Raw genomic sequence first — 20,051 nt, forward strand, 5'->3', positions numbered from 1 at the left:
TCATTTTTAAAAAGTATAAACGAAAATGGATTTCATTTTCTAAAAAGGTCAAACCATTAAGAGGGAAATATATGTTTACTAAAAAGAACAAACAAAAGAAATTTACATTAGTCCGTAAAAGAGTACCCTTTTTATTTATTTTACCTTGGATCATCGGCTTTATTGTTTTTACATTAGGACCTTTAGTTTTTTCATTAATCATGAGTCTATTTGATTGGCCAATTGCTGGCGAAGCGAAGTTCATTGGACTTGATAACTTTAAGAAGATGTTTACGGCTGATCCCCAGTTTTATGATTCGCTCGCAATCACCTTGAAGTTCGCATTAATATTTGTTCCATTAAACCTCTTTGTTGCTTTGGTGCTGGCGCTGCTTATTACGCAGCCAATCAAAGGGATTAAAGTATTCAGGACAATCTTCTATCTTCCGGCTGTTGTATCCGGTGTGGCAGTGTCCATTGTATGGGGTTGGATGTTTAACTCTGAGTATGGAGTTTTAAATTATATATTATCATTACTTGGTATAGAAGGACCAAACTGGCTGATTGATCCAAAGTGGGCTATTGTAACCATCGTGATTGCAAGTGCTTGGGGAGTCGGGACCATGATGTTAATTTTCTATACAGATATTAAAGGGATTCCACATGAAATGTATGAAGCTGCCTCCATTGATGGTGCAGGTCCGATCAGACAGTTCGTTAGCATAACAATTCCTACGATTACACCTACAATCCTATTTAATATCATCACTTCCGTTATTGCAGCATTGCAGCAATTAACGTTAGTGTTGCTATTAACAGGTGGCGGTCCATTAAAATCGACCTATTTCTACGGACTATTTGTCTACAACAATGCCTTTAAGCATCATGAACTCGGTTATGCCAGTGCAAATGCTTGGTTTATGTTTATCATCATCCTGATATTGACGATGATTATCTTTAAGTCATCCTCTGCATGGGTATTCTATGAGGCTGAAGTGAAAAAGGAAAGAAAAGGAAGGAAAAGAAAATGAAGATAACCCGAAAACATAAAATCATTGTTTATAGCATTCTTGTCCTCTTTTCTCTTTATTTCCTATTTCCGTTTATCTGGGCACTTATTACAGCACTAAAATCAGAAACAGAAGTATTTAGCTTTCCGCCCAAATTCGTTCCTGATGTACCACTAGTAAGTAATTTTATGGATGCTTGGAATAGCCAGCCATTTGGAACCTATTTTAAAAACTCAATGATAGTTACCGTGTTGACGACCATCGGTCAGATAATTTCCTGTTCCTTAGTTGCGTATGGTTTTGCACGGTATGACTTTAAATACAAGAATATTCTCTTTATGCTTCTGCTATCCACCATGATGATTCCGTGGGATGTTACGATGATCCCTCTTTATATGGAATTTAACATGTTTGGCTGGATCAATACGTTAAAACCACTGATCGTTCCTGCCTTCTTCGGATCAGCTTATAATATCTTTTTGCTAAGGCAGTTTTTAATGAACATTCCTAAAGATTTAGAAAATGCAGCGAGAATTGATGGAGCAAATGAGTTCCAAATCTTTTATAAAATTTTCTTACCTATCATGAAGGCTCCTCTAACTTTGATTGCTGTATTAAATATCATTTTGGTTTGGAATGACTACTTAGGTCCACTTATTTATTTAAATGACCAATCTAAATATACGATGGCACTTGGTTTAGCTTCATTCCAAGGTGTACATGAGCTTCAAATTATTCCAATTATGGCGATGACACTCGTTATGATTATCCCGCCAGTAATCGTTTTTGCCTTTGCACAGAAATACATTGTTGAAGGAATAAGCGGCTCTATCAAGTAATAAAGTTCGGAGGAAGAAAACATGCAACGTGAAATGAAGAGATGGGAAAATATCCATCTTACGGCACTTAACAGGCTACCGGCACATTCTGATTTTTACAGATACCGTGCATTTGATGAGGCATTACAATATAACAAAGAAAATAGTAAGGGATATACATCACTTGATGGTGAGTGGAAGTTTCTGTTTTTGGAAGCACCTGAATTTTCACCAGTCAACTTTGAAACGCAAGGATTCGCTATTGCAGATTTAGAAGATATCACGGTGCCCTCTTGCTGGCAATTAAAGGGTTATGGAAATATGCATTATACAGATGTGTTATATCCTTTTCCTATTAATCCACCATTTGTGCCTCAGGATAATCCAACAGGAATCTATTTCAAAGAAGTTTATTTGGAAGATATAAAGGAAGAAGAAAAAATTATTGTTAAATTTAACGGTGTAGATTCGGCCTTTGATCTCTATGTGAATGGTCATCATGCAGGCTATAGTAAAGGATCAAGAATGCCATCAGAGTTTGATCTAACTGAGTACGTTAGAAATGGAAAAAATAGATTTACAGTTAGAGTTTACCAGTTTTCAGATGGAACCTACTTAGAAGACCAGGATATGTGGTGGCTTTCAGGAATCTTTAGAAGTGTGGAACTCTATCGAATAAACAAAGATACGCTTCAAGATGTTTTCATTGAAACTTTGCCGGACGCAGATTTTAAAAATTTTACGTTAAAAGTAACCGGAAATTTTTTCACGAGTGAAATTCATTCAGTAAATGTGAAGCTTCTTCAAGGGGAGAATGTGGTAGATTCATTCCCAGTTGAAGTGGCTAATGGTGAATTCCAAGTGTTAAGAAAAATGACTGATCCATTATTATGGAATGCAGAGGAACCAAATCTCTATATTGCTGTTTTGGAGTATCAATTAACAGATGGAGAAAAAGAAGTTGTTCCGCTGCGATTTGGAGTAAGGTCAATCGATATCATTGATAATGAAATGAGAGTGAACGGAAAAAGAATCTTCTTTAATGGTGTGAATCGACATGATTTTAATCCGAGAATGGGCAGAACCGTAACCTATGAGGATATGCTTCAGGATGTCATCTTAATGAAGAAGCATAATATAAATGCTGTAAGAACCGCCCATTACCCAAATAATGATGTTTTTTATGATCTATGTGATGAGTATGGACTCTATGTGATTGATGAAGCAGATCTTGAGTGCCATGGCTTTGAAAACACAGGGAATTATAATTGGATCAGTGACAATGAGTTATGGGAAAAGCAGTATGTAGATCGTGCTGTTAGAATGGTCAAAAGGGATCGAAATCATCCAAGCGTCATTATTTGGTCCTTGGGCAATGAATCTGGTCAGGGAAGAAACTTCACAGCGATGTATCAAGCCATAAAAGAAATTGATTCTACAAGATTGGTACATTATGAAGGAGATCGTCACGCTGCTTATAGTGACTTGTATACCACGATGTACACGAGATTAAAGGCACTTGTAGAAATTGGGCAAGATTCTGAGGGTAAAAAGCCGCATATATTATGTGAATATGGCCATGCCATGGGTAATGGACCTGGCGGGCTGACAGAATATCAAGAAGTGATGAGGAAGTATCCACGATTACAGGGTGGATTCGTATGGGAATGGTATGACCATGGCATCGAACGTATAGACGATAATGGAAATACTTATTATTTATACGGTGGAAATTACGGGGATTTCCCTACAAATGGAAATTTCTGCATCGATGGACTCGTATTCCCAGACCGGACACCATCACCTGGACTAATTGAGTACAAGAAGGTTATTGAACCGATTGTGACTGAGGCGGTTGACCTAACTCAGCTCAAGATTAGAATAAAAAACAGGTACGATTTTAGAAACCTAGAAGGAATTCAGGTGACCATTAAGGTAGAATCCTTCACTCGTTTAATAGAAGAAAAGAATATTAATCTTCCATCTATTAACGCACAGGAAGAAATGGAATTAACGCTGCCAATTAATCTTGCAGAAGCCCTAAATTACGATAATGTCCGCATTAAATTAAGTTATTTTGAGCCGAATAGTACGCTTTATGCAAGTGAAGGTCATCTTATCACCAGTGAGAGTTTCTTGCTTGAAGCAACAGAGGTGAAGAAAATTGTACTGCCAGAAAACCAATTCAATCATGAAAACATCTCTATTGAAGAGAATCGAACACAACTCATTCTTGAAAATGATACGTTTAAAACTGTTTTCTCAAAATTTCGTGGAATTCTCGTTTCCTACCAACTAAATGGAGAAGAGATTATTCAGAAGGGGCCAGAGCTTACCCTCTGGAGAGCTGCCATTGACAATGATATGTATAAGAAAGACGATTGGATCAATAAGTACTTCCTGAAAAATGCAAAGGAACAACTATCGTCCTTCTCTTATCAAGTGAACGAAGGCTATGTAGATATTGAAATCATAAAATATTTATCCAGCGTGAATCAAGCATGGGCCTTTGAATTGTTTTACCAGTATCGGATCACTCAAAATGGGGTATTAAATCTCCAATTGAAAGGCAGTAAAGTTATTAGAGGGAAAGAAATACCTGAAATGCTGCCAAGAATAGGAATTACGTTGCATGTAAACAAAGATTATTATGATGTGACATGGTATGGCAGAGGCGATTCTGAAAGTTATCAGGATAGTAAGAGAAGCCAAAGTATTGGTCTTTATCGTAAAAAGGTAGAGGAAATGCACACGGATTATGTTTATCCACAGGAAAATGGTTCAAGATGTGATACTTCTTTCTTAGCTGTAACGAAGGGGAATCAATCCATCCTCTTTAACTTTAAAGAGACTAGGGATTTTACCATTCATGACTATGAAACAAGTGCATTAGAAGAAGCAACGCACCGTGGAAAAATTAAAAAGTCACCATTCAATATGTTAACCATTGATTATCGACAAAGCGGTCTGGGAAGTAATAGCTGTGGTGAGGAACAACTCCCAGCCTATCGAGTAGGAATAGAAGATTTTGAAATCGGGCTGGAAATAAGGAACGTTCATAAAGACGATATAGTAGAAGAAAGTAAATACTTTAGAGTTAGATAAAAAATTCAAAAGCAGGGGAAACCCTGCTTATTTGAAATATGTCCAGCTCCAGCGCCCAGCGGCTAGTTCAAATGACAAGGAGAAATAGGATGAATTTAGATATTAAAGAAATACCATTTTCCAGATTTGGCTCCTATTTTTGTGTCTCACAAGAAAAGGATTCTGTATATATTAGAGACGTGCATGGCGGCGATGACGCGCCATCCAAGCTTTTTCAAATCGATATCCTTAAATATGGGTTGGAACGGGAGTACGAAGTGCGTGCTTCAGAGGTATCCCTTTCCTTCTATTTAAAAGATCAATCGGAACGTGTCGCGGAAATCATCATTCCTGAGGAAGATGAACTCCATATCGAGGTGCAGGATGTAGAACTTAGGCTGCGAGCGACAAAAGGAAAATATGATTCTTTAATGGAATTGGAAGATGGAATGTACGAATACCACATCTATCCGAAGGAATTAAAATTAATGATCATGAATCTAAATGGTGATATGTCTGTTGATGCACCCTGGAATATTATCGGAAATGATTATATTGATATGCGCTTGAAAAATGGACATTTCGTGATCGAAAGCTATCGAACCGTTTATCATCAAAAGGAATACCTCCCTTTTAGCCAAGGAAAAGAACAAGTCGATGTGCTTTACAAAGAATGGTTTGATTCCATGAGAAAGGGCTATGATCAAACTGACTATCATTCCTCCTTGGAGAAGGCTTCTTATATTACATGGTCAAGCGTCGTACATCCGGATGGAGTCCTTAAGGATTATGCGATGTATATGTCTAAGCTGTGGATGTATAATATTTGGTCGTGGGATAACTGCTTTAACGCATTGAACTTAGGAGAAAGGTATCCAGAAATCGCCTATGCTCAATTAAAGATTTTCATGGACACACAAGATGAGTCGGGCGCTTATCCGGATTTTGTGAATGACAAATTTATTTCGTACAATTGTATAAAGCCGCCTATTTTTGCTTATGTCTATGAACAGTTAATGGAGCGAAATGATTACTTTAAGGACGAACAACGGTTAAGAAATGTGTATGAGTCTACAAAAAAAGTCATGAGCTATTATGAAAATTATCGTACTTTTCATGGCAGACTGCCACACTATAAACATGGGAATGATTCTGGATGGGATAATGCTTCCCTCTTTCATGCGGGGATGCCCGTGGAAGCACCAGACCTTGCTAGTTTTTTAATTCGCTCGTTTGATATCCTCTCCTCCTTTGCTGAAATTTTGGGAGAAGTCGATGCGGCAGGGAGATTTAAGAAGCAAGCAGACTCTTTATTTAACCTATTACTTGAGCGACTTTATGATGGTGATGGCTTTTATGGGCGAGTGGGCAAAAATAGTGAGAAAATCGCGATTAGAAGCAGCCTAATTCTAAGACTGCCAGTATTGATCGGTTATCGCTTTGATAAAACCATTATGGATAGCTTGGTGTCAGACCTTGAAATCAATTTTGAAACGAAATTTGGTCTCGCTACTGAGAGTGTAACAAGTAACTATTATCGGGAAAATGGGTATTGGCTCGGTCCTATCTGGGCGCCAGTTACGTACCTGTTTATCCATGCATTAAAGAAAAATGGCTACAAAGAGGTTGGAAATCGTCTTAGAGATAAGTTTTTAGACCTTACGCTTATAGGCGGGATGGCTGAAAACTTTGATCCACTAACAGGAAAAGGGTTAGTGGATACATCCTTCACATGGACTTCGAGTGTATTTTTACTGCTTTTAGAGAATCGGCTTAGGGGGGATTAAATGCAAAAGTATATGGGAGAAATCGCTCTTACGATTACAGCGATTATATGGGGAAGCGGATTTGTGGCAAGTAGCATCTCCTTGGAGTACTTTACACCCTATCAAATTTTAGCAGGGAGATTTTTAATAGGTGCCATTGTTTTAACCGTAATTTTCCATAAAAAGCTGAAAAATATAAATAAAAGTACTATGATAAAAGGGGCTGTACTAGGGATCTTTTTATATTTGGCCTTTGCACTTCAAACAGTAGGACTTCAATTTACGACACCTTCAAAAAATGCCTTCTTAACGGCTGTGAATGTCGTGATTGTTCCTTTTATTGCATTTGTTATATATAAACGGAAAATTGATATGTATGAACTAATGGGTGCTATTTTGGCTATGGTTGGTGTCGGCATATTATCACTTAAGCTCTCTGCTGAAATCAACATTGGGGATTTACTGACACTAGGCTGTGCTTTTGGATTTGCATTCCATATATTTTTTACTGCAAAATATGTAAAAGATTCAGACCCTGTCACATTAACGCTGATTCAAATGATGACAGCCGCGATAATCGGAGTCATCGTTGTTCTTTTCAGGGGAGAAACTTCCTTTGTTATTGAAAAGGAAGGAATGTTCTCACTGCTTTACCTGGGGATATTTTCAACAACGATCGCGTATCTATTGCAAACCGTTGCTCAAAAAATGATAACAGAAACAAAGGCTGCGATTATTCTTTCCACAGAATCGTTTTGGGGAATGGTATTTTCCGTTGCGATTTTGGATGAAGCTATGACCATTAAAATGGTGATTGGCGCCATTCTCATTCTTACTGCCATCATCATTTCAGAAACAAAAATGCCCTTTTTAAAAAAGAATAAACTTAAGGAAATAACCTAATTGAATAGGATTAGCAAGATAAAAAAACAAGTAGGCAGGGAGAAATAATGGCCACTATAAAAGATATAGCCAACTTAGCTAATGTTTCAATCACTACCGTATCAAGAGTATTAAATTACGATGATACATTAAATGTTTCACCGGAAACGAGAAAAAGAGTGTTTGAAGCGGCTGAGGAGTTAGCCTATGTGGTGATTCCGAAGAAGAAGCAAAAGAGTAAATGGAGAATAGGGTTATACGATTCTTTCTCACTCGAAGAAGAATTAATAGATACCTATTACTTGTCGATAAGGGTCGCCTTGGAAAAAAAGCTGAAAAGTAAAGGTATTGACTTTTTCAGAATTGACAAGGAAGGCAATGAGGAGAATCTTAAAAAAATTGATGGAATCTTATGCCTTGGGACCTTCAAAAAAAAGGATATTGAAAAAATCAAAAGTTTTCATAAACCTTGTGTCTTTGTTGATTCCAATCCAGACGAGTTTTATTATGATTCCGTTGTGATTGATTTCAATTCTGCCACCAGAAATGCTCTAAACTATTTAACTGAACTAGGTCATGAAAATATTGGCTTTATTGGTGGAGTAGAAACAGATATGTATGGGAATCGATTTAAAGATTTACGACAGGATGTTTTTGAAAATTATTTAAAAGAAAAAGATATTTTTAAAGAAGAATTAGTGAAAATTGGCGGATATGATCCGAAGGATGGTTACACCAATCTAAGAGAAATGTTAGGATCTGAGCCTAAACCGACGGCTGTTTTTGTTGCGAATGACACGATTGCGGTCGGCTGCTATAAAGCTGCTTATGAACTAGGGGTCAAAATTCCTGATGAACTAAGCATTGTTGGCTTTAATGATGTCGCTACAGCCCAATATATGGTTCCGCCTTTAACGACGGTTAAACTTTATACAGAAATCATGGGTGAAACAGCTGTTGACTTACTGATTGAAAGGCTCTCCTCAAAAAGGGAAGTCAGCAAAAAAATAACGATCAATACGAAGTTAATTGTAAGAGAAAGTGCTTCAGCACCTCAAAAGAAATAAAGTTAAATTGGGGTGCTGGGACACACCTCTTTTTTTCATTTCCACATTTTGCTTTACAAGGTGGAGAAAACTTTGAAAATACTTGCAACTAAAATAAAAAACCTTTCATTTCGAAGCATTCGTACAAAAATGGTGCTGTTTTTCCTCATTGTTGCCCTGTTTCCATTACTGTTATTTGGATTCCTATCTTATGGAAAGTCCTCTGAAATTGTGAATAAACAATTTAATGATTATGAGCAATTTGCTGTTTCTCAACTTGATAAACAAATCGAAAATATATTTGAGCAGATGTATGTTGTTTCGAAAGATATTAATCAGTATTTATCGGATCCAACCTTGGTGATCTTACAGGAAGAAATCCCGAGAACGTATACTGGATTTATTGAAATCAAAAACTTTGAAAGATATATAGAGGCACATAAAACGTATGACACAAAGGGAATCTATTTAATTACCAATACAGGTTATTATTATGGAAATATTCGCTTGGATATACATAAGCTCTTTCAAAAGCCATTTTGGAAAGAGATTAATAGCTTAAAAGAAGGAGATCTCTGGATAGGGTTTTATAATACTGACCATTATTACACTGGAAAAAAAGATGAAAAAATTATCGGACTTGTTTTTCCAATTGAAAGTGATTTTGGGGTATTGAAGGGAAGTAAACTGTTAGTTGAAACAAATGCGGAGGAGCTGTTCTCTTATATTGGTTTTCTAGAAAATGATCTCCACGCTTCTATCACTCTTAAAAATGGTAAGAACCAGGTGGTCTATAAGACAAAAAATGCTCCGAAGGAATTGACAACAGATATTATCTGGAACAACCATTTTGATGCCTATGGATGGGATATCCATGTTCGCATACCTCAAGTGTATTATTATCAATCATCAAATGTGATATTACGTTATACGATAGCGGCTATTTTATTTTCAATCATCCTTGTATCCGTGCTCGCTTTCTTATTTTCTGTTCCGCTTACGAAGGGAATTAAAAGTCTAAATTCCTCGATGAAGAGAGTCAGTGAAGGAAACTTAGATACACAAATAACCGTTGCTTCTAATGATGAATTAGGAATTTTATCTCAAAGCTTTAATGTTATGGCCAATCAAATTAAGGAATTAATCGAGAAAATTAGCATGACAGAACGTTTAAAAAGACAAGCAGAATTAAAGGCGTTTCATTATCAAATAAACCCTCATTTATTATTTAACACCTTAAACTCGATCCAATGGAAGGCAAGGATCTTAGGTGCAAAAGAAGTTCAAGAGATGATCTACCATTTAACAGAGGTCCTGCATGAAAATTTAAATTTTGCTGATGAGTTAATTCCGTTAAAAAAGGAACTACAGACGATCAAACATTATTTGAAGGTTCAAGAGATACGTTATGGCCAAACATTTGAATATATAGAGAATATTCATTCGGAATGCTTGGACTATTTAATCCCTAGGATGACACTCCAGCCATTGTTTGAAAATATCTTTTTCCATGCATTTGAAGATGGCGAAGGAAGTATTGAACTAGTGGTTACCGTTAAACCTGAATATCTAGAACTTACCTTAGCTGATAACGGCAAAGGAATGAATGAAGAATCCATTGAAAAGCTTCTTAACCCGAATCACCATGGTGGAAATGGGAGGGGAATTGGTGTTTATAATGTCGACCAACGAATAAGGCTTCACTTTGGAAATGAGTACGGCTTATCAATCGAATCAGTTGTGGGTGTAAAAACAATCTTTAGCATTAAATGGCCGAAAAGGAGATAACGTTGATGATAAAGGTATTAATTGCAGATGATGAACTCATTGTTAGAAAAGGATTAATCGCAACGGTAGATTGGGAGAAATTTGGCATGGAGGTAATTGCTGATGCACCTAATGGACAAAAAGCTTGGGAGCTCTTTCAACAGCATTGCCCCGAGGTAGTCATAACCGATATTGTCATGCCTGAAATGAATGGAATTGAGCTTGCTAGAAACATAAAACAGACTTCCCCAACTACCAAAATATTATTATTAAGCTGCCATCGAGACTTCACTTTTGCACAGGAGGGGATGAATATTGGTGCTTCTGGTTATATTTTGAAAACGGCCTTTGAAGACCAACAATTTGAAGAATACCTTGCACGCATTGAAAATGAAATTAATCATACCAATATCCAAAATTCCTATGATTCATCCTATCTAGCAAAGGAATTCTATGAATGGTTATGTGACTTTGAAAATTCTTTTCCTAAGCTAGTACGGGAGCTGTTTTCTAATGAGTGGAATTGGATGGAGAATCCTTATTATATTTATTTAATTACCGGACTAAATAGCAGCGAGTTTTTTCAGAAGAAGCTGTCTTATGGGGAAACGCAATTGGCTTTGATTCCTTGCGGGCATGATCAAGCCTTTATTTTTATCCAAGAAAAGTCAAAAGCAGATTTTGAACATCTTCTAGTTGAGGCAAGAAGTATAGGAACCTCTATTCGTTGGAAGGATCACGGCCCAAATCGAGGAATGAATGAATGGATGGATGGAGTGACAAATCTTTTTCGCAGGTTCAAATTTGAAAAACAATTTAAGGTTTCGATGGAGGAGTGGCCATTGCCCATTCGCAAGGCTGTTCAAATCATGATCCAAGATTTAGATCAATCTTTTTCATCTAGCTATATTGCAAATGAAGTGGGCTTAAGCCGAAGCCATTTTAGCACCATGTTTAAAAAGACAGTTGGAGAAAGCTTTATTACCTTTATAGAAAAGCTAAAAGTCAAAGCGGCGTGTGAACTTCTGGAGAATACTTCGCTTCCTTTACAAGATATTGGTGAAAAAATAGGCATTCAGGATGGAAAATATTTTAGCAAATGGTTTAAAAAATGCATGGGTAGAACACCATCGGAATATCGACAGAACAAAAAGCAGAATGAAAGCAAACAAATTTCCTATGATTCATTATTTCACAAGGATTCAAACAATAGTACAAAAAGAATAAGATGATAGTAAGTTCTAGACCGCTTTCATTCAAGTTATAATGAAAGCGGTTTCTACTATATTGAAAGAAAAAAGAGGAACTAGTGATGGAGAAATTCAGGATGAGTTTTCTGGCACTCATTTTAGTGTTTGTTATGGCTGCCTGCTCAGATAATCAATCAAACAGTAGGGCTGATCAAACAAGGAAGGAGAGTAAAGAAAAAATAGTGCTTCGGTTTGCAACTTGGGATTCAGGAGAAGCACTAAAAATACAAGAGGCGATTGCTACAAAATTTGAAGAAAAACATCCATTTATAGAGGTGCAGATGGAAGCATATGGGGATGAATTTGACCAAAAATTGACTGCAGCATTTGGTGCGAAAAATCCTCCTGATGTTATGTATATGTGGAACTTTTCAGCCTATTTTCAATCACTCGAACCACTTGAGAATTTTATTAAAAGAGATCCCACTATCGACTTGAATGATTTTTACCAAGGTCTCTTTAATTATTCGACTATGTATCGAAAACTGTATGGTATGCCAGCCGGTTTTACAACAAGGGTGGTTTATTATAACAAGGATTTATTTGATGCTGCTCATGTCCCCTACCCAAAGGATGGCTGGACATGGGATGACTTTAAAAGTGTGGCAAAGCAATTATCTAATCCTGCTATCAATCAGTATGGATTCGGAGTAAGACCAGAACCAGATACGTATGACCTCCAAGGCATTGTCTGGAGTAATGGCTCAAGCTTCATTAGTGAGGATGGAAAGAAAATCGATAGCTATATGAATAGCCCAGAAACCATTGAATCGATAGAAATGTTTGCAGATATGGTTAAGGGAAAAAGCGCAGTGCTGGTTGGCGGTAAGAATCAACAAAGTGGTGAAGAGGTTTTTAAGGAAGGCAAGATTGCCATGTGGGAAAGCGGAATTTGGCCATTGGAGGAGTTTAAAAAAGCTAAGGTAAACTTTGGAACAGTAGAAATGCCTGCATTTAAAGGAAAACAAGTAAGAGGTGTTATTTCTTCTTCAGCAATTTCAATTGCGAAGGATTCAAAAAACAAAGATCTAGCATGGGAATTTGTGAAATTTTACTCCTCCCCAGAAGCAATAAAGATGAGAACAGCAGATTTACCTGTCCGTATTAGCATGGTGAAAGAGTTGAAAACAGATCAAGACCCATTAATTGGACCATTCTACAAAATGCTAGAGCGATCAAATGCTACACCAGCGTATCTACTGACTAAAAATTGGGATGAAATCAATCGAAATTTATCGTCAGCAATAAATGCCATCATGCTGGAACAGGATGCCAAAGAATTATTGAATAAATCCGTTTTGGATTCAGAGAAATATATGGGGCAGTAAAAAGCCAAAAAGGGTTTAACGATTTTCTACTATAGATTAAATCAACTTTTATCAGGAGGTATTAAGATGATAACTCAAGATTATTTCGGTTTAGAGGATAAGGTATGTGTTGTAACAGGAGGGGCATCAGGGATTGGACTAGCTGCTGTAACACTTTTAGCTGAAGTTGGTGCTAAGGTGATTATGGTAGATATTAATCAAGAAAACGGTCAAAAGGCCGTAGCTGAATTACAGAGGAAAGAATATAGGGTGGAATTCTTACAATGTGATGTAAGTAATGGAAACGATTGTATCGCCGTAAGAGATCATATCGAAGAAAAATACGGTACCATCGATGTCCTTTTTAACAATGCGGGTGTGATTAGAAGAAAAACGGTTGTTGATTTGGAAGAGTCGGATTGGGATTTAGTCATTGATGTCTCCTTAAAAGGAATTTATCTCCTATCTAAATATTTAATTCCTCTTATGGCTAGCGGCGGCGGTGGAAGTATCATTAATACCGGCTCTGGATGGGGAATAAAAGGTGGAGATCAGGCAGCTGCTTATTGTGCTGCCAAAGCTGGAGTAGTGAATTTAACTAAGGCGATGGCAATTGATCATGGCCCGCAAAATATTCGTGTGAACTGTATTTGTCCAGGCGATACCGATACTCCGTTATTACGGGATGAAGCCAAGCAATTACAGTTGAAAGAGGATGATTTTTTAGTATCCTCCGCTAAAGGCAGACCATTAGAAAGACTTGGAACGCCAAGGGATATTGCCAAAGGAGTTTTATTCCTTGCAAGTGACTTGTCAGAATGGGTAACAGGTACAGATTTAATTGTTGATGGCGGCGGTTTAGCTTAATTTTTTGCAAAATTGGGAATTTTAATACTTACTATTCAACCTACAAGGAGGTAATTTTTATGTCACAAAAGGTACACCCTTATATTCCGAACATGGTGCCAGAAGTACAAGCGGAGATGCTAAAGGTGATTGGCGCTGAATCCATTATGGAATTATACTCAGGCATCCCGGAGGAGCTGCAGCTTAAAGAAGATCTAAAACTGCCGCCAGCATTAACGGAGTACGAGCTTAGACGCCACATTGAAGGAATCCTAAATAAGAATACAAGTGCAAAGGAATATTTAAATTTCCTAGGAGCCGGTTGCTGGCAGCACTTTATCCCAGCAGTTTGTGATGAAATTAATCAGCGTTCAGAATTTTTAACAGCCTATGCAGGGGAACCATACGAGGACCATGGACGTTTTCAGGCACTTTATGAGTATCAAAGTTTACTAGCTGAATTAGTAGATATGGATGTTGTGAATGTTCCAACCTTTGATTGGGGGCAGGCGGCAGCTACATCAATTAGAATGGCAGCCCGTATTACCGGGAGGAAAAAAGTGTTATTAGCCAAAACCGTTGCACCAGAACGGAGCAAAATTATCATCAACTACGGAACTCCGGAATTAGAATTTGAATTAGTTCAATTTGATACGAAATCAGGGGCAATGGACTTAGGAGACTTAAAAGAAAAATTAACAGAAGAAGTTGCCGCCCTATATTTTGAAAATCCATCCTACCTTGGATTTATTGAGGCTAAAGGAAAAGAGATTTCTAATCTATTAAAGGAAAACAAAACACTGATGGTAGTTGGGGTCGACCCTATCTCCCTTGGTGTACTGGCACCACCAAGTCATTATGGGGCTGATATTGTATGTGGAGACCTGCAGCCCCTTGGTATGCATATGAATTACAGCGGCGGGCAGGCAGGCTTCATTGCCTCACATAATGATGTGAAAGTTGTCAGTGAGTATCCATCCCGATTGTTTGGTATTGTCCCTACGGTGAAAGAAGGAGAATACGGCTTTGGTGATGTGGCATATGAACGGACCTCATTTGCTCAAAGGGAAAATGGAAAAGAATCCGTTGGAACGCAGACAGCATTATGGGGCATCACAGCTGGAGTCTATTTAGCCTTACTTGGCCCAAATGGTATGCAGGAAGTAGGCCAAACCATTATGCAAAATAGCCAGTATGCTGCTCAAGAATTGAATAAAATTGCTGCTGTAACAGGTTCACGTTTACATTCATCATTTTTTAAAGAGTTTATCGTCGATTTTAATAAAACAGGCTATTCGGTTGAACAAATTAATCAAAGACTGATAGAAAAGAAGATTTTTGGAGGAAAGGACCTCTCACTTGAGTTCCCTGAGTTTGGTCAATCTGCATTATTTTGTGTAACAGAGGTTCATACGAAAGAAGATATTGACCATTTAGTTCAAGCCATTAAGGATATTTTAGCGTAATAATCGAAAGAAGAGAGGAGCATTCAGACATGAAAAGGATTCAACGAACAAGCAAGACACGGGATTTTCACCAAGCAAAATGGAATGAACCGATTATTTTTGAACTCCATCAGCCAGGGGAAAAGGGCGTGGATCTGCCGCCAGTAAACAAGGAAATTGCATCAGCTGTAGGAGATGGAACATCGGCTATTCCAGCAGCGATGCAGAGAAAGAGGAAGCCCAATCTCCCTGAAATTGGTCAAGCACGGGTATTAAGACATTATCTAAGACTTTCGCAAGAAACCCTTGGTTCGGATTTTAATGTGGAAATTGGACAGGGAACCTGTACGATGAAGTACATTCCAAGAATAAACGAATTATTAATTCGTGATCCGAAAATGATGGAGCTTCATCCATTACAGAATGAAGATACCGTTCAAGGAATGCTTGAGATTTTCTACAAGCTGGACTTATGTATGAGAGAAATTTCTGGGATGGATTATTTCTCCTTCCAGCCAAGCAGTGGAACGCAAGCACTGTTTGCGATGGCATCAATCGTAAGAAAATACCATGAACAAAAAGGCGAAGGGGATCAGCGGGATGAAATCATTACGACGATTTTCTCTCACCCATCGCAGGCGGCAACGGCAGCTGTAAAAGGCTATAAAATTATTACCCTGCACCCAGATGAGAATGGCTTTCCTGATATTGAAAAATTAAAAGCCGCAGTTTCGGAGAGAACGGCAGGCTTTGTTGTGGCAAACCCTGAAGATACAGGCATCTTTAATCCAAAAATAAAAGAGTTTACAGATATTGTTCACCAGGCAGGCGGACTTTGCTTTTACGATCAGGCGAATGCGAATGGCCTCTTAGGAATCACAAGAGCAAAAGAAGCAGGCTTTGATATGTGTTTCTTTAATCTTCACAAAACCTTTGCTGCCCCGCATATGTGCGGCGGACCGGCTACTGGAGCACTTGGGGTGACATCAGCATTGAAAGAGTTCTTACCGGCACCAATTGTTGAGTATCATGAGGGCAAATTTTCACTCCAACACGATTTAGAGCATTCAATTGGTAAGGTTCGCTCTTTCCATGGTGTAGCTCAAACGGTATTGCGTGCCTATGCCTGGATTCGTGCACTTGGAGCTGGCGGCCTTAAGGAAGTAGCCAAAACTGCCGTGTTAAATAATAACTATATGTATCACAAGGTTTTAGCAATTCGCGGGGCGGGTGCGCCATATGTCAAAGGACATCGCCTTGAGCAGGTCCGTTATAGCTGGGAGCAGTTAACAAAGGAAACCGGGGTAACAACAGAGGATATTCAGTTAAGAATGACTGATTTTGGCCTCCATTACTGGACTAGTCACCATCCTTATATCGTGAAACAACCATTTACCCTTGAGCCGACAGAGTCTTATTCAAAAGAGGATTTAGATGAATATATCTATGCACTAGAGCAAATATCCAAGGAAGCATATGAAAACCCCGAAATCGTCAAAAGTGCCCCGCATAATAGTACAATACACAAAATGGACGAGCAAGATTATTTGGATCATCCAGAGAAGTGGTGCATCACCTGGAGAACTTATTTAAAAAAACAGAAGCATATAAACTAGTTAAATAGTAAGTACAGCATTTTTTACAAAAATAGGGGGCCAAAAAATGAAAAAGTACATGTCGATTATGCTAGTAATGATTTTGTTAATGCTATCCGCGTGTTCCAATAATACAGCGGGGAATGAAGATAAAACGGGAGATTCAAAAAATCCAGCAGGGACGATCACCGTATGGGGATGGGATGTTGCCGCAGCAACTATGGAAGCGGCAGTTGAGGGATTTCAGAAAAAATATCCTGATGTAATCGTTACGGTAGAGGATTTTAATAGCTCCGATTTATACGATAAGGTGACAGTGGGTCTGGCAGCAAGAGGTTCAGGATTACCAGATGTTGTGTTAATGGAGGATGAACGAATTCCTGGATATCTGCACCAATTTCCTGAAGGATTTGTAAATTTGGGCAAGCTTGGATATGACCAATATAAAGATTCATTCAATCCAGCTAAGGTTGCCGCTGTTCAGAATAAAGACGGAGATATCATCGCAGCTCCATGGGACATTGGTCCAGCAGGAATGTTCTATCGAGTAGATTTCTTTGAAAAGGCCAATATTGATCCAAATTCCATCCAAACATGGGATGACTACATTGCAGCAGGGAAGAAGATTAAAGAAGCTACTGGTGCACAGCTATTACCAATTGACATTCCCAACTATGATGGTGTCTTTCAAATGATGATGCAGCAGCAAGGACTTTCATATTTTGATAAGGAAGAGAAAATCACCTTGCAATCGAAGGAAGCAATTCAAGCCATGGAAGTAATCAATAGGCTTCATGAAGAGGATTTAATCCTAAACAATAAAGGTTGGGATGGTATTGTAACCGCAACAGTAAATGGAAGTGTTGCCACCGTTCCTTATGGTGTCTGGTATGCTGGTACTATCATGGACCAAGCACCAGATTTAAAAGGGAAATGGGATGTATTTTATCTGCCAGGCTTTGAAGCAGGCGGTTCAAGATATGCGAACGTAGGAGGATCATCCGTGTTGATCCCTTCATCAAGTAAAAATCAATCTGCTGCCTATGCCTTTGTAGAATTCTTTACAACAGATCAAGAATCCCAACTGTTAGGTTTTGAAAAATATGGGCTTTTTCCATCCTTAAAGGAAACGTATAGCAATCCAATATTTACTTCTAATAGCGAGTACTTTAATAATAGTCCCATTTTCAAAAAGTTTGCTGATATTGTTGATCAAGTGCCACAAATTAACGTAAACGAAAACTTTGCAAAAGCAACCAGTCTTACGAGTCATGCACAAGCAGCTATTTTACTTGAAAACAAGTCGGTTGAATCTGGATTAAAAGATGCAGAGGAACAATTAAAAAATGAAATAAAAAAATAGATTTTTAGAAAGTTAGAGGGCTGAGTGTTCCAAAATTTCTCAGCTCTCTTATTCTAAAATCCTAAGAAGTAAGGATGGTGGCTCGGTTGGAGCAAACAGAAAAGGTTGTAAATACGAAAACAAACTTTCGAGTCAAAGAGAGAAAAAGTTTATTAACTCCTAAAAATGTTCCATATGTTTTTATCGCGCCAGCAGTGCTGCTAATTTTGATTTTTACCGTTTATCCCGTAATTTTTTCATTTATCTTAAGCTTTCAAGAGGTACGTGGGCTGGAGAAATCATTTGTGGGTTTTGCCAATTACTCTCGATTATTCCAAGATCCCGTTTTCTATAAATCTCTTTTAAATACCTTTCAAATATTGATTGTCCAAGTTCCAATCATGCTCTTTCTCTCTTTACTGATTGCAGTGGGGCTCCACTCATCTATGTTAAAAGGAAAGGCGTTTTTTCGAATCTCTTACTTTATGCCTGCAATCACAGCGCTTGTTGCAGCGTCGATTGTTTTTATGATCCTATTAGATGAGCATTTCGGTCTCGTCAACTATTTATTATCATTCGTCGGTGTGGAAGCCATCCCATGGTTAACAACTCCATTTTGGGCGAAGGTCTCTGTCATCCTTGTTATGACTTGGAGATGGACAGGATATAATATGGTGATTTTTTTAGCTGGTTTGCAAAATATTCCATCTGAATTATATGAAGCAGCAAGTATTGATGGGGCAAGTAAAGTAAAGCAATTTTTTATGATAACGATTCCCCAATTGAAACCTGTATTTATTTTTACAGTTGTCATGTCAACCATTGGTACCCTTCAGCTATTTGATGAGCCGTTTATTTTGACACAAGGGGGACCAAATAATGCCACGATGACAATTACACTTTATTTATATGAAGCAGGCTTTAAATTCTTTGACTTTGGTTATGCATCAGCGATTGCTTATGTTCTTGTCATAATCACAGCAATCATTTCATGGGTTCAGATGAAATTGGTAGGTGATGAATAATGATACATTCTAAGAAAATATCCTCGAAAATAGGGATTTATTGTTTATTAATCGCTGGTGTGGTCTTATCGATTGCTCCATTTTATTGGATGCTTGTCGGTTCTACCCTGCCGTCAGGAGAGATTTTTCGTTTACCTCCTAAACTTCTTCCAGGGGATTACTTAGCAAAGAACTTTCAATCTCTGAATGAATCATTAGGTTTTGCCAAAATATTTTGGAATTCACTCTTTATTGCTCTCGTTTATACATTGATTAGCACACTCATTAGTTCAATGGCCGGCTACGCATTTGCAAAATTTAAATTTAAGGGTAAGAACTTGTTCTTTTTCATTATTTTATGCACATTAATGATTCCTTCTCAGGTGACATTGATTCCATTGTTTGAAATGATGGTTACCTTTAATTGGTTAAATACGTATCAAGCGATTATTTTACCGACGCTGGCTTCTCCTTTTGCGATTTATTTAATGAGGCAGAATATGAAGTCGGTTCCAGACTCGATTATTGAGGCATCCAGAGTGGATGGGGCAGGGGAATTAAAAATATTCTTCACGGTTATTTTACCTGTAACAAGGCCTGCAATGGCTGCCGTTGCTATTTTTCTTTTTATGTCACAATGGAATAGCTTACTCTGGCCGCTTATTACCTTAAATTCGAAAGAAATGTTTACTTTGCCTGTTGCGTTATCCAGTTTAATCGGAATGGCGCGTATTGATTATGGACAGTTAATGTTAGGAACTACCTTATCTACGGTCCCAATTATGATCTTTTTCCTATTGCTGCAAAAGCATTTTATTTCTGGGATTTTAGGTGGAGCGGTTAAAGAATAACAGGGGAGTTAAGGAATTAGAACACAAGCGCCCAGCGACAAGTTTATGTCGCTGGGCGT

Annotated in this window: 15 protein-coding genes; all 15 read left to right on the plus strand. The window is 37.9% G+C overall.

The window, feature by feature from the left end:
• Positions 1-71 precede the first annotated feature (71 nt).
• Positions 72-1,010, plus strand: coding sequence for a carbohydrate ABC transporter permease (locus tag CHI06_RS00650; RefSeq protein WP_095246486.1), 939 nt, complete (start codon positions 72-74; stop codon positions 1,008-1,010).
• A complete protein-coding gene (locus CHI06_RS00655; protein ID WP_095246487.1) occupies positions 1,007-1,828 on the plus strand; it encodes a carbohydrate ABC transporter permease in 822 nt (273 codons plus the stop codon). The genes CHI06_RS00650 and CHI06_RS00655 overlap by 4 nt, the downstream gene beginning before the upstream one ends.
• Before the next feature lie 21 nt (positions 1,829-1,849).
• Positions 1,850-4,912 carry a glycoside hydrolase family 2 TIM barrel-domain containing protein gene (locus CHI06_RS00660; protein ID WP_095246488.1) on the plus strand — a complete coding sequence of 1,021 codons (3,063 nt, stop codon included), beginning with the start codon at positions 1,850-1,852 and terminating at the stop codon, positions 4,910-4,912.
• A gap of 89 nt (positions 4,913-5,001) precedes the next feature.
• Positions 5,002-6,678, plus strand: coding sequence for an amylo-alpha-1,6-glucosidase (locus tag CHI06_RS00665; RefSeq protein ID WP_095246489.1), 1,677 nt, complete (start codon positions 5,002-5,004; stop codon positions 6,676-6,678).
• Positions 6,679-7,560, plus strand: a complete 882-nt coding sequence (locus CHI06_RS00670) for a DMT family transporter (protein ID WP_095246490.1) — start codon at positions 6,679-6,681, stop codon at positions 7,558-7,560.
• Between the two features lie 47 nt (positions 7,561-7,607).
• Positions 7,608-8,606 (plus strand): LacI family DNA-binding transcriptional regulator, encoded by a 999-nt coding sequence (locus CHI06_RS00675; protein WP_095246491.1) that lies wholly within the window; start codon positions 7,608-7,610, stop codon positions 8,604-8,606.
• A 72-nt stretch (positions 8,607-8,678) separates the two neighbouring features.
• Complete coding sequence (locus CHI06_RS00680) at positions 8,679-10,373, plus strand: sensor histidine kinase (RefSeq protein WP_257009121.1); 1,695 nt, start codon at positions 8,679-8,681, stop codon at positions 10,371-10,373.
• A gap of 5 nt (positions 10,374-10,378) precedes the next feature.
• On the plus strand, positions 10,379-11,584 hold the full coding sequence (locus CHI06_RS00685; RefSeq protein WP_179292498.1) for a response regulator transcription factor: 1,206 nt from the start codon (positions 10,379-10,381) through the stop codon (positions 11,582-11,584).
• 80 nt (positions 11,585-11,664) lie between these two features.
• The gene (locus CHI06_RS00690) at positions 11,665-12,930 is read left to right on the plus strand and encodes an ABC transporter substrate-binding protein (RefSeq protein WP_095246493.1); all 1,266 of its coding nucleotides are present in this window, start codon (positions 11,665-11,667) and stop codon (positions 12,928-12,930) included.
• A gap of 66 nt (positions 12,931-12,996) precedes the next feature.
• Entirely contained in the window at positions 12,997-13,776 is a 780-nt protein-coding gene (locus CHI06_RS00695; protein ID WP_095246494.1) for an SDR family NAD(P)-dependent oxidoreductase, read from the plus strand.
• 59 nt (positions 13,777-13,835) lie between these two features.
• Positions 13,836-15,221, plus strand: coding sequence for an aminomethyl-transferring glycine dehydrogenase subunit GcvPA (gcvPA, locus tag CHI06_RS00700; protein WP_095246495.1), 1,386 nt, complete (start codon positions 13,836-13,838; stop codon positions 15,219-15,221).
• A 29-nt stretch (positions 15,222-15,250) separates the two neighbouring features.
• Positions 15,251-16,816 carry an aminomethyl-transferring glycine dehydrogenase subunit GcvPB gene (gene gcvPB, locus CHI06_RS00705; RefSeq protein ID WP_095246496.1) on the plus strand — a complete coding sequence of 522 codons (1,566 nt, stop codon included), beginning with the start codon at positions 15,251-15,253 and terminating at the stop codon, positions 16,814-16,816.
• Between the two features lie 46 nt (positions 16,817-16,862).
• Positions 16,863-18,158 (plus strand): ABC transporter substrate-binding protein, encoded by a 1,296-nt coding sequence (locus tag CHI06_RS00710; protein WP_095246497.1) that lies wholly within the window; start codon positions 16,863-16,865, stop codon positions 18,156-18,158.
• An 86-nt stretch (positions 18,159-18,244) separates the two neighbouring features.
• On the plus strand, positions 18,245-19,162 hold the full coding sequence (locus tag CHI06_RS00715) for a carbohydrate ABC transporter permease (RefSeq protein ID WP_206021434.1): 918 nt from the start codon (positions 18,245-18,247) through the stop codon (positions 19,160-19,162).
• On the plus strand, positions 19,162-19,992 hold the full coding sequence (locus CHI06_RS00720) for a carbohydrate ABC transporter permease (protein ID WP_095246499.1): 831 nt from the start codon (positions 19,162-19,164) through the stop codon (positions 19,990-19,992). The genes CHI06_RS00715 and CHI06_RS00720 overlap by 1 nt, the downstream gene beginning before the upstream one ends.
• Positions 19,993-20,051: the final 59 nt, after the last annotated feature.

Origin of the sequence: Bacillus sp. 7884-1, from assembly GCF_002272245.1 — a bacterium.
Classification (GTDB): Bacteria; Bacillota; Bacilli; order Bacillales; family Cytobacillaceae; genus Neobacillus.

Excerpts from the sequence above, each read along its gene's own strand:
- CHI06_RS00650 (WP_095246486.1), top strand. The coding sequence starts at position 72 with ATGTTTACTAAAAAGAACAAACAAAAGAAATTTACATTAGTCCGTAAA.
- CHI06_RS00655 (WP_095246487.1), top strand. The coding sequence starts at position 1,007 with ATGAAGATAACCCGAAAACATAAAATCATTGTTTATAGCATTCTTGTC.
- CHI06_RS00660 (WP_095246488.1), top strand. The coding sequence starts at position 1,850 with ATGCAACGTGAAATGAAGAGATGGGAAAATATCCATCTTACGGCACTT.
- CHI06_RS00665 (WP_095246489.1), top strand. The coding sequence starts at position 5,002 with ATGAATTTAGATATTAAAGAAATACCATTTTCCAGATTTGGCTCCTAT.
- CHI06_RS00670 (WP_095246490.1), top strand. The coding sequence starts at position 6,679 with ATGCAAAAGTATATGGGAGAAATCGCTCTTACGATTACAGCGATTATA.
- CHI06_RS00675 (WP_095246491.1), top strand. The coding sequence starts at position 7,608 with ATGGCCACTATAAAAGATATAGCCAACTTAGCTAATGTTTCAATCACT.
- CHI06_RS00685 (WP_179292498.1), top strand. The coding sequence starts at position 10,379 with ATGATAAAGGTATTAATTGCAGATGATGAACTCATTGTTAGAAAAGGA.
- CHI06_RS00690 (WP_095246493.1), top strand. The coding sequence starts at position 11,665 with ATGGAGAAATTCAGGATGAGTTTTCTGGCACTCATTTTAGTGTTTGTT.
- CHI06_RS00695 (WP_095246494.1), top strand. The coding sequence starts at position 12,997 with ATGATAACTCAAGATTATTTCGGTTTAGAGGATAAGGTATGTGTTGTA.
- gcvPA (WP_095246495.1), top strand. The coding sequence starts at position 13,836 with ATGTCACAAAAGGTACACCCTTATATTCCGAACATGGTGCCAGAAGTA.
- gcvPB (WP_095246496.1), top strand. The coding sequence starts at position 15,251 with ATGAAAAGGATTCAACGAACAAGCAAGACACGGGATTTTCACCAAGCA.
- CHI06_RS00710 (WP_095246497.1), top strand. The coding sequence starts at position 16,863 with ATGAAAAAGTACATGTCGATTATGCTAGTAATGATTTTGTTAATGCTA.
- CHI06_RS00720 (WP_095246499.1), top strand. The coding sequence starts at position 19,162 with ATGATACATTCTAAGAAAATATCCTCGAAAATAGGGATTTATTGTTTA.